At 39.1% G+C, this 13269-nt stretch carries 9 protein-coding genes and 2 pseudogenes; 7 read left to right on the top strand and 4 right to left on the bottom strand.

From position 1 onward, the window contains the following. Positions 1 to 1194: 1194 nt before the first annotated feature. A complete protein-coding gene (locus NSQ68_RS06250; RefSeq protein ID WP_341071786.1) occupies positions 1195 to 1995 on the top strand; it encodes a Cof-type HAD-IIB family hydrolase in 801 nt (266 codons plus the stop codon). A gap of 371 nt (positions 1996 to 2366) precedes the next feature. On the opposite strand, the gene NSQ68_RS06245 is transcribed toward NSQ68_RS06250, so the two are convergent. Then, positions 2367 to 3257 (bottom strand): AraC family transcriptional regulator, encoded by an 891-nt coding sequence (locus NSQ68_RS06245; RefSeq protein ID WP_342428313.1) that lies wholly within the window; start codon positions 3255 to 3257, stop codon positions 2367 to 2369. A gap of 121 nt (positions 3258 to 3378) precedes the next feature. On the opposite strand from NSQ68_RS06245, the gene NSQ68_RS06240 reads away from it, so the two are divergent. The 3 genes from NSQ68_RS06240 (at position 3379) to NSQ68_RS06230 (ending at position 6735) form a co-directional block, all read left to right on the top strand. Continuing rightward, on the top strand, positions 3379 to 4752 hold the full coding sequence (locus tag NSQ68_RS06240) for an MATE family efflux transporter (protein WP_342428312.1): 1374 nt from the start codon (positions 3379 to 3381) through the stop codon (positions 4750 to 4752). A 69-nt stretch (positions 4753 to 4821) separates the two neighbouring features. Continuing rightward, positions 4822 to 5451 carry a sugar O-acetyltransferase gene (locus NSQ68_RS06235; RefSeq protein WP_342428311.1) on the top strand — a complete coding sequence of 210 codons (630 nt, stop codon included), beginning with the start codon at positions 4822 to 4824 and terminating at the stop codon, positions 5449 to 5451. 972 nt (positions 5452 to 6423) lie between these two features. Next, positions 6424 to 6735, top strand: coding sequence for a hypothetical protein (locus tag NSQ68_RS06230; protein WP_342428310.1), 312 nt, complete (start codon positions 6424 to 6426; stop codon positions 6733 to 6735). A 385-nt stretch (positions 6736 to 7120) separates the two neighbouring features. Here NSQ68_RS06230 and NSQ68_RS06225 read toward each other — a convergent pair whose 3' ends face one another. Both NSQ68_RS06225 and NSQ68_RS06220 read right to left on the bottom strand, forming a co-directional pair. After that, entirely contained in the window at positions 7121 to 8449 is a 1329-nt protein-coding gene (locus NSQ68_RS06225; protein ID WP_342428309.1) for an erythromycin esterase family protein, read from the bottom strand. Positions 8450 to 8705: 256 nt separating this feature from the next. After that, positions 8706 to 8927: pseudogene (locus NSQ68_RS06220) on the bottom strand (erythromycin esterase family protein); the annotation flags it as partial. Positions 8928 to 9556: 629 nt separating this feature from the next. Between NSQ68_RS06220 and NSQ68_RS06215 the strand changes: the two are divergent. The 3 genes and pseudogenes from NSQ68_RS06215 to NSQ68_RS06205 all read left to right on the top strand — a co-directional run bounded on the left by NSQ68_RS06215 (position 9557) and on the right by NSQ68_RS06205 (position 11351). After that, positions 9557 to 10135: a sensor domain-containing protein gene (locus NSQ68_RS06215; RefSeq protein WP_305162609.1), complete on the top strand. Its 579-nt coding sequence runs from the start codon at positions 9557 to 9559 to the stop codon at positions 10133 to 10135. Between the two features lie 92 nt (positions 10136 to 10227). After that, positions 10228 to 10696, top strand: a pseudogene (locus NSQ68_RS06210) (response regulator); the annotation flags it as partial. 22 nt (positions 10697 to 10718) lie between these two features. After that, positions 10719 to 11351 (top strand): site-specific integrase, encoded by a 633-nt coding sequence (locus NSQ68_RS06205; RefSeq protein WP_342428308.1) that lies wholly within the window; start codon positions 10719 to 10721, stop codon positions 11349 to 11351. Positions 11352 to 11583: 232 nt separating this feature from the next. Here NSQ68_RS06205 and groL read toward each other — a convergent pair whose 3' ends face one another. Continuing rightward, positions 11584 to 13212, bottom strand: a complete 1629-nt coding sequence (gene groL, locus NSQ68_RS06200) for a chaperonin GroEL (RefSeq protein WP_013309215.1) — start codon at positions 13210 to 13212, stop codon at positions 11584 to 11586. Between the last annotated feature and the right edge of the window lie 57 nt (positions 13213 to 13269).

Here is a 13269-nt window from a genome sequence, read left to right as displayed (position 1 = left end):
CTTGACTGAAGCGATGTTCTGTGGTGTCAGTCCAGGACCGGTGCGACGGGTGCCAAACCATATAAGATGGTGACTAACACAAGCACCGCACAAGGCATCAGCATGATCTTTGCCCCCATTCCTGCCGAACGGTCGACGGCGGTCAAATCAGCTAGAACAATTAATACAAAAACTACCTAATTCAACTCAAATTGAATATGCAAAATTACTTGGCGTAGCACAAAGCTGCATTTCACAACTCATGAAAACCCTAACCGAAGAAAAAGCCATACAAAAGTGATTTTTTTCGTAATATATTGAAAGAGACTGTTTAATCTAAGCTTCCTATCCCCTCCCCTTTCCATGTAGACATATAGGTGAAGTCTTTGGTCTAATCTTAATAGACCCACTATGTAGTATCTACCTAGTGGGTATTTTTACTATCAAGGTACTCCGTTTTCATTTACACTAGTTCACTTAATATAAGTACACTATGGATCTTCCACGAGCTGATTTTTAAGAGGATACACAAATGGTATATACCCACGTAGTAGTTGTGTAGTTAGAAAAAAGGTTGTAAGGCTTTTCTAACTAACCCAATTGAATTACTTTTTGAATATCCCTATACAACCTTATTCAATTTAATTTTTCAGGATTTTTTATGTGATTTTTTGTGATTCAAATAACGAAATATTCACCACATATCGGCCTCATCAACAATTTCCTTCTATTGTATATTGAGGCATAGGAAGTAGCAATGATATTTCTGAAATTTAATATTCTCTAAAATACCTCTTCCTAAACAGCTGGCATTTTAACGATCACATATCATAATTGTGGCTTGGCAACTTGGAAAAATGTACTGAAATTAATTTATTGACATGAAACCAGTTACATATTTTAATCTTGTTTTGTAGCGAGAGATCATAGATAAGCATGTGACCAACTCGTTTTGAATTTTTTTAAAGACATTTTAAATGTCCATTATAAAGTATTTAAAAAAAGAGTTTTATGAATTTCACAGGAGGCGAATTTGATGGGAATATTAGGTGGATATATTGACCACGTGCGTTTTGATGGGTTCGTATTTTATCATTAGCGCAATTGTATATTCGCAAAAGTTCAAATTCTGGTGGAGAACATGCAAGTGAAATACGTCGATCATTGCAATCAGAAGGATAAACAAGACCAACAAAAAACAGGAGGGTAATAAGTATGATTAAACTTGTAGTCACTGATCTAGACGGAACATTTCTGAACAATAAAAGTTTGTACGATGTCGAACTTTTCAAAACAGTTTATGCAGAGATGCAGCAAAAAGGAGTCACGTTTGTCGCATGTACAGGTAAACAATGTGAGCGTGTTGAAAAATTGTTTGACGAACATGGCAAGGGAGTTTGGATACTGGGTGACAGTGCTGCTCGAATTAAAAAAGATGGCCAAGTGGTTAAAGAGTTTAGTATTGATCGAGATCTAGCTCTACAGGCGATTGATCAAATTCAAGAATTCGACAACAATATGACACTTATTGTATGTGCAAGTGATGCTGCGTACGTTCATTCTTCCATTTCAGAAGATATGTATAACGTTGTTAAAGGCTCCTATGAACGTGTATTAAAAACAGACTCCTTTGCAAACATAGATAGCTGTTTTATCAAAATTACGGTCTTCGACACGGAGGGACGAAGTACAGCATTAAGAGCGCATGTTGAGAATACGTTGGGTGGACAAATTTATATTGTTGATTCAGAAGCTAGATGGCTGGATATCACGGCATTGCATACGCATAAAGGTGAGACAGTAAAGAAACTGCAAAAAATGTTGGGCGTCACATACGAGGAAACAATGTCATTTGGTGACGGCGAGAATGATGTGGAACTCATGGCAATCGCGAAATACAGTTTTGCAGTGAGTAATGCTTGTGAAAATACTAAAAAAGCAGCAAACTTCATTACTAAGTCAAACGAAGAAAATGGTGTTCTTCTCACGATTCAAAAAATACTGGATTTGCAGTGATCCTTGTCTGTCAACTGGTATTGCATTATGTAAAAGAGCGGGGCAATGGTGTGTTTGCCCCGCTCTTTTATCATTTGAGTTGCAGAAACAGGCACTTCCAATGGTTATTATGTACCGAAAAAGAAATGATTTATGAGCAGACTCATCACATGTATCAATAAAGAATGAAACTTTTGCGGGATATGTTGCCCCAAAATATCTAAAAAGACGCTGGCATGTTAGCGCTCTCCGTAAAAAAACAGATTGTTCCTCTACGTAAAATCCGTACTCCTTATTGTTTGAATTTCTATATTACGCTTTTGAGAAAATAATATTTGATTGAAAGACTGTTGTAATCCAGATTATTCCAAATATGTTTGTATTACTTCCATTCAAGTTGAATCGTTATTCGAAACTTGTTTTCGATAATTTTGTGGAACTACACCCATCTGTTTACGAAAAATGGATGAAAAATAACTAGCACTTTGAAAACCGCAGGCAAGTGCAATTTCACTTATGGATCTTCGTGTTTCTTTTAACATTTCGCAACTTTTTTGAAGACGATATTGAGTGACATAATTGTTGGGTGTCTGGCCCACATACTTGTTAAATAATGTACAACACCGGCTTCTACAAACGGCTCCTGCGTAGGCGATCTCCTCAAGTGTTATTTTTTGATCATAGTTTTGATGAATGAAACGAGTCATTTCCTGAACATGCGTTAATGCTCCAGGTTGCCCAGAAATGGGTTGCAAATGATCCCCTATTGTTGCACACAAAGATAAAGCTTGTGATGCCAGACGAAGCGGATTTGGAGGAGTATGGTCCTTATGCATTTCCTGATAGATTTCTTGAATGGACAGTAATATTCTTTGCTGCCAATCAGCCTGATCTGTAAGTACAACAAAATCAGCCATCATTAGACTAAACTTTTCCCCCCAGTATGTTTGAATAAATGAAGTCTTCTCACCAAGGATAGAGGGATGAATGACGACGACAAGGAATAAACAATCTTTATGGTCTGCAAGAGAATAGCCGAAATGCAAACGTTGGCTATTCACAAAAAGTCCATCCCCTTGATGCAATCGAGTGATACTTCCATTCACGGAGAAATCCATCGATCCTTGTAATATGTAGATAAACTCTATGTCCAAATGCCAATGCGCTACTGCTGCATAATTGTTAAATTGATGAAGGCTTCCCTTTCGGACATAGAGCGGTAAATCAGGAAGATTATAATTCAAACGTTCTGATAAATCAGAAAACACCTCTAAATTTGTCATCAAAGAGACCACCCTTTGTAAATATACGATTTTTATAAAATTATAGCCAATATTAATGGAAACAACAATGATATTATCCTATCCTTATATTGTGTAGATCAGTGGGGAGGACAGGATATAGGTGAGAAACCGCATACAACTCAAAGGATCTAATCGTGATTTTAATCGGGAGTTAATGACGCTCGTCATTCCCATTGCATTACAAAATTTAATATCAGCAACTGTGATATCCGTTGATGTAGTTATGCTGGGTATGATTAGTCAATCCGCAATGTCAGCTGTATCACTCGCAGGGCAAATTACTTTCACATTAACATTGTTTTACATGGGAATGTCAGCGGGGGCAAGTATCCTCACTGCGCAATACTGGGGGAAAAAGGATACTTCAACCATACAGCGCATTCTTAGCATCGCTTGCATGTTCTCCTTTTGTGTCTCCATTTTGTTTTTTTTATCTTCCTTCTTTCTTCCGGGTACACTTATGCGTTTATTCACCAATGATGCAGAACTGATTCGATTCGGCTCAAGGTTTTTACAAATGAATTCCTTTTCTTATCTTGTGATGGGAATATCGCAGATGTATCTCAGTGTGATTAGAAGTATGGAAAATGCAAAACTTAGTGCGTGGATTAGTTCCTTATGTTTAATCCTAAACATTTTGTTTAATGCCTTTTGCATTTTTGTTTTATTCCCATCAAGGCCCGAACTGGCCATTTCCGCCGTAGCACTTGCCACGGTTTTAGCACGGATTATTGAACTAGCCTGTTGTATGATTCACTCTGTAACAAAGGGATCCATTCGTTTTCGTTTGCCTGTACGTGATGGCATTCAACGAAATTTATTAAAGGATTTCTTAAAATACACTCTGCCTATACAGGGGAATTATATCGTTTGGGGAGGAGCTCTTACCGCCACGGCTGCAATTATTGGCCATGTGAACTCCGATATGGTAGCAGCTAACTCGATAGCGTCCGTCGTTAAAAATCTAGCAGTTGTTCTCTGTGGAGGCATCGCTACAGGGGGCTCTGTACTTGTTGGAAAGTATTTGGGACAGGGTGACATCGAGAAAGCAAAGCATGCGGGCAACAAAATGTGTTTTTATGCTTTGATATTTGGAGTCATTGCAGGCTGCACGATTCTGTTCATTAAACCATTGGTATACTCCACCGTCAATTTGAATCCAACTGCTCAAAGTTACCTAGATGGCATGCTGTACATTAGTGCGTATTATTGTATAGCCAAATCGATAAACTCCACAACTATAGCGGGTATATTCACGGCTGGTGGGGATTCTAAATTTGGATTTTGGTGCGACACTGTTGTCATGTGGCTTATTATTCTACCGCTTAGTTACCTATGTGCTTTTGTTTGGCAAGTCTCCCCCATTTTCTTATATATCGTCATCTGCCTAGACGAGATGATTAAACTGCCCATTGCTTTTATTCGCTATCGACAGTTTAAGTGGCTTAACAACATAACTAGAAACTTTGCATAAACCTGACCATAACTAAGGGTTATGCAATTTACTCTAATAAATATAAGCATCTATAAAGGAGAATGTAGCATGAATATCCAAGAAAGAATGGCTAGCAAACATTTATTTACAGATCACGATGCTAATTATCCGAAAGAGGCTGCAGAGTTGGCAAAAGCACGCCAGCGTAGTAAGGCAATATGCTATGAAATTAATAATTTGCATCCAGATGATGTTGAAATGCGCAAAACGTTAATGAAACAACTTTTTGGAAGCATTGGAGAAAATGTATGGATGGAGCCGCCAATTCGCATGTCTTATGGTTCAAATACGACCGTAGGAAATAATGTGTATATCAATTTCAATCTAACCGTGGTTGACGACTATAAAGTTGCGATTGGTAATGATGTCATGTTTGGCCCGAATGTAACGATTGCTGTAACGAATCATCCTGTACATCCAGAAAAGCGCAAAGAAGGCGGGATGTTTGCATTACCAGTGGCCATTGAGGATGGGGCATGGATCGGGAGCGGAGCGATTATTGTTCCAGGAGTCACGATTGGCAAAGGGAGTGTAATTGGTGCTGGTAGTGTGGTAACCAAGGATATCCCGGCGAATGTAATAGCTGTTGGAAATCCATGCAGAGTTCTTCGGGAGATTACGGATCATGATAGAGAGTTCTACTATAAAGACATGCGTTTTGATCAAGTTGAATGGTAAGAAAAAGTAACCAATAGTTTTATAGAATAAAAATACGGCTCACATAAAGTCAAATGGAACCATACAATCTTCGATCATCTACCTTACGGAGAGGAGTTTTTCGATGAATATAATTTATTTTTTTCTTACAATACTTTCCCTTTATTTTGTCATTACAGCAATTATGCATTCACGCCACACTCACTTGGTAGCCGATAAAATGCAAAAACAGTTTGAACATTACTTTAATGAAGATGCGCATCAAAATGATCAGCATATCGTATCAAATTAATAGCAATGCATTATTAGCGAAGCAAAACGTCAATTTACAGTTAATAAGTATTTAGAAATATTCGTTGAATATGGCATCCTTCATCTTGAACAAGATAACGAATAATTAAGCTAACGGGGACGTTAGTTCAATGAAACAGCGACAGTCTAGGGCTTTATTTTCCCGTCCTAGCCTACCGTTGTTTCTTTTATTGTAGTTAGCAAAACTTTATTTTCAACGAACATTTAAAAAGTGGACTCATACCAGTTCTACCTAGGTTCGTCTGTAAGCAATTTGATTAATTAAAAAGCTCTGCCGACCAATTAAGTTTAGCAGAGCTTTTGCTTTAAAATCCTCCTATGGTAACGTTAGGCTGAATACTATGGTGGCTGAATTTTTAAATGCAGTTAATGAGCATGGTTTAGCTGATGACATTGAAATCTTTCATTTGCTTGCCTTTTCAGGGAACTTTGTGCTTTAAAAGATACGGACTTTAACTTTGAGTTAAATGAGTTACGAATAACCAAGACACTTTACAATCCTGATAATAATATTTCAAAAAACATTAATGCTATGGAAAAAATGATATATAAGGTTGAACAATTAGAAAGTTTGTTAAGTGATTTAATGGAAGAATAAAACGGAGGTCACTTGTTCTTTTTATCTTGAAGTATTTTTTGTCATAAAAAGTAAAAAGATATCAGGATCTACACAATGAAAAGATGGCTAAAGAAATTCTGGGAGGTAACTCAAAAAAATTTGATGAGGATATTGCAAAAGAAGATTGTCAAAAAATTCAAAAAAACTTTGCAACACAAATTAAAACAAGTTGGAATAACCCTAATAAATTGTTCATCGACGCATTATGGACTCAAACTCAAGGACTTTGCCAAAGAGTAGTGGGCCACTCTAAATATTCTGGATCACACTACTCATACGGTAACAAATATATTTATGACTGTGCAAATGGAAGCGCCAATACTGGAAACGCTGAAAGGTGGAGAAAAGTCGGAACGAATCATCATCTTACTTAAGTTAGGAATGAACTTTCCAATTTTCACGCAACTTTAGCCGTTGGTTCACAGTTATTTTCTCTAATTACAATCGAAATCGCTTCTATAATAGGGTTGAAGGAGCATATGTGCCTGAAAGTACAAAAAAAGAAACGCCCCAAAACAAAAAATGAGCTGACTTCTCAAAATAACTAAATGTAGAGACAGAAAATTTTCATTTAGGGGGTACTTCAAAACCTTAGCTTGATGGCGATGTGTTTCTACCCCACATCCCCTTTAATTTGAAAACACTTATTCCATCTAATGACCCTTTAATGGAATAACATGACTGACATTTTTAAACAACTCTATTGACACTTAACACTACCATCAATAATACACTTCGTTGAGCCACATTATTACAAATTTATTGATGTAGTTGAGATGGACTCACTTTTTGAATTTGAACAAGTATATCAAACGATTTACCTAATGATATATCAACAGTTTTTGGTATATCAGGGCCTTCCGTAGTTATTCCAGCGAAAATTGGATGTTGTTCGTTTAACCAAGTTTTTGTCACTCCGTTCGCCTTACGTAAATCTATAAAAAATTGATCTTTTTTGACCTGTCCAAAGATGTAGTTATAGCTGTTTGGATCATCTGATTTTATTGTTCCATATGGGCCAAATTCACCGTCATTATTATAGACATTATATTGCCCTTCGTAAACTGATGTTCCAATAGATACATACCGCTTTCCATAATATTCCGCTAAATGCTGCCCAGCTACTTTAGGGTATATAAAAGGAATCATATTTGTTTTCGAAACGTGTCCATTATGTCCCCAAACAATGGTTTTTCCTAAATGTTCTTCAGTCCACTTCGCATTTTCATACATTGCAATATCATGTTTCGAAAAAAGGTCCGATGGTTTATCAGGTGGTGACGCTAACATTGTAGTAAATTGTTCAATAATACGGGCATTTTGTTTTATCCATGCGAACTCTTTGGATTTTCCATTTAGATAACTTTTATTTTGTTCTAATAAAGCACTGATTTGTTTAGCATCTGAAATATACTTTTCTTTTTCTTTTTGCGTAAGGCTGCCAAAGGTATCCATATCCTTTGTTACAGGAATAAGACCTTTTATCTTCTCTTCTACTCTAGGCACAAGATCTGAATTGTTTCTTTTTATATATTCTATTATATTATTATAAACATTCTCGTTTACTGATTGAATATCCATCCCAATGACACGCACTTTAGATTTATGTTTTGGATTAGCATTATATTGCCGAATCCAACTAAGTAGATATAACATTTCTTTCGTCTTAAATGCAGGTGATAGATGTTGGCTTGGGTTTCCCTTACCAGTAAGAACATATCGATCAAGTTCCAAAGCTCTGTCCCATCCCTCTTCTAAAACTAAGTTGATAAAGCCCTTTTCAGATACTAAATAATTAACAATGCGGTGTTTCATTGTATAAACTTCATGAGCCCCATGCGTAGCTTCACCTAAACCTACAATTGAAGCTGAACCTACCATATTCTTAAGTGGTTTTAAATCATTAAGAGGTGCAGTTGGAGTTGTTTTTAAAGGCTTTGCATGCGCTTCTAACCATTCCGCTATTTGATTTGTATTGTAGGAAGCTGTAACAGGAACTTCTGTTTTCAAATCTGCATAAGTATTTCCTACAAAATTAGCCAGTATTATAGCAGAAGCACCAAGTGCAATAATCATTTTCTTTTTCATAAAAGCCTCCTGAAATACTTACTTATTAGTTTTTCGACATTCCCTAAGGGATTTTCGTTTAAACCATTAATTCTCTTATTACATAATTGTCTTTACTAAAATCACTAACTGTACCAATATCAAATGTGCTTCGGAATCTTAATTCTTTCTCATATCGCCATGGTTAACTTGGAAATCGATGGTGAAATTACCTTTCTTTAATTTCATTTTTTCCACTGTTAAGATTCAGCTTTAAACCGTTGCCCCAATCCTCTTAAATCCAAAAATCGGTAAATCATAGCTAAGTGACCAAATACTTAACAAGGCGATGCTTCATCATAAAAATCTCCGAGCTTCCGTGAGGGGCCTCTCCTAAACCAACATAATTTGCATTCCCTATCATGTCTTTTAGCGGTTTTAAATCTTCCAATGGTTGTTTCGGATCTAACGTCTTCAGATGCTTCGCCTGCAATTCAAGTGATTTTGCAATACTATTTTGAGATATTTGAGCTGTCTCAACTGGTTGGGTTGTTCCTATTAGATCCGACTTTTCAGCTGGTCTCGTACTGCAACCTGAAGTTAGAATCGCTGCACTTTGCATTACGGCAACTCCACCGTAAATCATTTTCCTTCTTTTGTTCATGGTATTCACCTCATGGATTTTTTTGAAGTACGACTCTTTCTGCATACAAGCATATTGGGTCGTCTTCAGTAATCCAATTGTTACTCACTCACTATCATTTAAGCTAGTTACAAATCTTCACTATTTCATGTGACATGCAATGCTCGCTAACGTATTGATCAGCGCCAACATGTCACAAAGAAAATGACGACATGTTGATGACATGTTGTCACTGGTGGAGATGACAGCTGTGCGGTTAGTATGGAGCAGTAGGCAACCGCACCAATCTATTTTTTAAAGAGGAGCTGATTCACCTATAGAAAACCGTAGTCAAATCATTAACAACTTCAGAACAGTGTTTCCGTCTATGACGTTTACTTTTTTTGCTGAGGTTGAGCAGGGTGGATATATTCCGAAAATGCCACATAACATTTTTACACTGGTGCGGTTGCGGAAGAAGCCAAACCATACAATACCGCTATACACAGAGAGGAGCGATGAACCTTATGAAATCAGGTTTCATCCAAAATGGTTATTTTTTATTATTAACTTTCGTTACAGGCTTGTTTTACTTTTGCTTTTATATGGTAGCTCTGTCGTTCAGTTTAAGTCTTTCATTTATAGTAATCGGCATTCCACTATTTACACGAGTATTGCGAACTACGACAACCTTCATCCAATTCGAACGTACGCAGACGAAAATTTATACAGATATTACGACAGCACCTTACGACAAAAAAATAACAACGGATGCATCGATTTGGGTTCATGCCAAATTAGAACTTACGGATCGTCGTAATTGGCTCGCCGTCTTTTGGTTAATGCAGAAGTTGGTGATCGGACTTGTCAGTCTTGTCAGTGTAGCCGTTCTCTATTTAACACCGCTTGCATTCCTGTTGGCACCAATTTTGTATCGATACATCGATATGAATGTCATTTTCATGCAAGTAGATACTTTTGCGAAATCACTCCTTATCATGGTTCTGGGAGCGGTGCTTGCTGCAATAAGCGTCAAGTTGGGTGACCGGTTGGCGAAAACATTCGGAGGTTATACGCGAACCATGATTCAACAGCTAGACCGATAGCTATTTTTTTCCGACCTTTGTGCAGGTGACGGAGCGTAAACAGCCAATTATACACTGCACAAAGGTTTGGTTTATAACAAGATAGCTGCTTAGGCTTCGGCATGAACGCGATGAAGGAGCGGGCCATAAATTTGCAAGGTCAAGTGTTCGTCTATACGAAACCAGGGGCCGGTACGCTTGTCCCTGTACGTTGCCGCGACAAGCAAAAATGGAGAACGACCTTATTCAGTTGTTGATCGTCGACGACCAACCTTTTATTCGGGAAAGTCTGCAGGTGCTGCTCGACAAGTACCAAGACTTGAACGTAGTCGGCTCGGCAGAGGATGGCGAACAAGCCGTCGACCTGTGCGGACGCCTCCAGCCTCACGTAGTGCTAATGGATTTGGATATGCCACGCATGAATGGATCCGAGCAACCAAAATGATCAAGCAGCATTGGCCGCATATTCGCGTATTGATTGTCACGACGTTTCAGGATGCGGAGCAAGCGTTGGACTTACTGCGCAGTGGTGCGGACGGTTTCCTGCTAAAATCAGCCGAACCGTTAGAGCTGGCCGATACCCCTATATTAAGCTAGGAGGCATATGTACCAAACTCGTATAGATGAATTAAGCAAACAATTTAGTCAAAACTATATTGACAGTATCCATACGACGGGAAACATGATCTTCAAGCATGCTATCAGGCAAGACTTGATAAAGACAAATCCAACCTATGGTTTTGTCATGCCCAAAAAGCATGTGACTGTTGGAGATATCGAGGAAGACGAGGTTAAGGGAAAGTTTCTTGAGTTAAATGAACTGAAAACCTTTCTACGTATCACAAAAGAACAAGGATTATATCTAGACTATCTATGTTTTGCTACTTTGGCCTATACCGGTATGCGCCTAGGCGAAATGTTAGCATTAAAATGGACAGACCTGGACCTTACTAAGAAAACTATAAGAATCACCAAAACATACCATAATCCAAATAACAAAAGTACAGGTTATCAACTCCTAACGCTAAAAACAAAAAAGTCAATCCGTACAATCATGATTGACGATGGACTTGTCGCCTTATTCAAAGCACACAAGCGTGAGCAGATGGAATTGAAAATGAAACAACGGTTAGTATATGAGGATCAAGATTTCATTTTTGCTGAAAACATCGGGCATCCAAGGGTTATTTTAGACATACTCATACATCCCTTCTCATTGAAGCTGGGGCAGGCGTAAAAGAGATTCAAGAAAGATTAGGGCATTCAGATATAAACACGACGATGAACATATACGCTCATATGACTAAAAATATCGAAGAAAAAACCTCCCATAAGTTCAGTGAACTTACGAAAGGTCTCCTCTAATTGGTGAAGTAAAGTTGTTTCTAAAATTGAAAGTTAGCAAAAGGTTAGCATTTCACTAATCTCCACCCTACAAACCCCTATATATCAAGGGTTCAAGGCGATGATTACATCATGCCGCCCATTCCACCCATGCCGCCCATGTCAGGCATTGCAGCCTTTTCTGGTTCTGGCTTGTCAGCAATAACCGCTTCAGTAGTCAGGAACATTGCTGCTACGGAAGCAGCGTTTTGCAATGCATAACGAGTTACTTTCGCAGGGTCCACGATACCAGCGTCGATCATGTTTACCCAGTCGCCAGTAGCTGCGTTAAAGCCTACGCCAACTTCTTCGCGTTTCAGACGCTCAACGATTACAGAGCCTTCTTCACCTGCGTTAGCAGCGATGGTGCGGATTGGAGCTTCCAGAGCGCGCAACACGATGTTCACGCCTGTTTGCTCGTCGCCTTGCAGTTCAACAGCTGCAACTGCTTTGTATACGTTCAGGAGCGCTACACCACCACCGGATACGATACCTTCTTCAACCGCAGCACGGGTTGCGTTCAGGGCATCTTCGATGCGCAGTTTGCGTTCTTTCAATTCTGTTTCAGTAGCCGCACCGACTTTGATGACTGCTACGCCGCCGGACAATTTAGCCAGACGCTCTTGCAGTTTCTCTTTGTCGAACTCGGAAGTGGTTTCTTCCAGTTGCGTACGGATTTGACTAACACGAGCGTCGATGTCGGCTTTGTTTCCAGCACCGTCAACCACAATCGTATTTTCTTTTGTGATACGCACTTGACGTGCTGTACCCAGTTGGTCTACGGAAGCTGTTTTCAGGTCCAGACCCAGTTCTTCCGTGATCACTTGACCGCCTGTCAGGGCAGCGATATCTTGCAGCATTGCTTTACGACGGTCACCAAAGCCTGGAGCTTTAACAGCTACAGCGTTGAATGTACCACGCAGTTTGTTAACAACGAGCATAGCCAGCGCTTCGCCTTCGATGTCTTCAGCGATCAGTACGAGTGGCTTGCCTTGTTGTACGATTTTTTCAAGCAATGGCAGGATTTCTTGTGTGTTTGTGATTTTTTTGTCTGTAATCAGGATATACGGATTGTCCAGTACAGCTTCCATTTTGTCCGTATCTGTAATCATGTACGGGGAAATGTAGCCACGGTCAAATTGCATACCTTCAACCACTTCCAGCTCTGTTGCAAAACCGCGGGATTCTTCAACCGTGATTACACCGTCTTTGCCCACTTTTTCCATAGCTTCAGCGATCAGTTCGCCTACTTCGTCATCAGCAGCGGAAATACCAGCTACTTGAGCAATGGATTGTTTGCTTTCGATTGGTTTGGAGATGGCTTGCAGTTCAGCAACAGCTGCTTTAACCGCTTTGTCGATCCCTTTACGGATACCGATTGGGCTTGCGCCAGCAGTTACGTTTTTCAAGCCTTCTGTGATGAGGGCTTGAGCCAAAACAGTAGCAGTAGTCGTACCATCACCAGCTACATCGTTCGTTTTGGTCGCTACTTCTTTAACCAGTTGAGCGCCCATGTTTTCGAACGCATCTTCCAGCTCGATTTCTTTTGCAATCGTTACACCGTCATTAGTGATGAGCGGGCTACCGAATTTTTTCTCCAGTACAACGTTACGACCTTTCGGTCCGAGTGTTACTTTAACAGCGTTAGCCAATGCGTCAACCCCGCGCAGCATAGAGCGACGAGCGTCTTCACTGAATTTAATATCTTTAGCCATTTGTGATAAACCTCCCTATGGATTATGAATGATTTGTTTCAATTCCTATATTCAGGT

Origin of the sequence: Paenibacillus sp. FSL L8-0158 (assembly GCF_038592965.1) — a bacterium.
Taxonomy (GTDB): domain Bacteria; phylum Bacillota; class Bacilli; order Paenibacillales; family Paenibacillaceae; genus Paenibacillus; species Paenibacillus polymyxa_D.
This window is presented reverse-complemented; position numbering and strand designations above follow the sequence as displayed.

Coding starts and splice junctions, on each gene's coding strand:
- groL (WP_013309215.1), bottom strand. CDS start 13,212: ATGGCTAAAGATATTAAATTCAGTGAAGACGCTCGTCGCTCTATGCTG.
- NSQ68_RS06225 (WP_342428309.1), bottom strand. CDS start 8,449: ATGAAAAAGAAAATGATTATTGCACTTGGTGCTTCTGCTATAATACTG.
- NSQ68_RS06215 (WP_305162609.1), top strand. CDS start 9,557: ATGAAATCAGGTTTCATCCAAAATGGTTATTTTTTATTATTAACTTTC.
- NSQ68_RS06205 (WP_342428308.1), top strand. CDS start 10,719: ATGTACCAAACTCGTATAGATGAATTAAGCAAACAATTTAGTCAAAAC.
- NSQ68_RS06235 (WP_342428311.1), top strand. CDS start 4,822: ATGAATATCCAAGAAAGAATGGCTAGCAAACATTTATTTACAGATCAC.
- NSQ68_RS06250 (WP_341071786.1), top strand. CDS start 1,195: ATGATTAAACTTGTAGTCACTGATCTAGACGGAACATTTCTGAACAAT.
- NSQ68_RS06230 (WP_342428310.1), top strand. CDS start 6,424: ATGGCTAAAGAAATTCTGGGAGGTAACTCAAAAAAATTTGATGAGGAT.
- NSQ68_RS06245 (WP_342428313.1), bottom strand. CDS start 3,257: ATGACAAATTTAGAGGTGTTTTCTGATTTATCAGAACGTTTGAATTAT.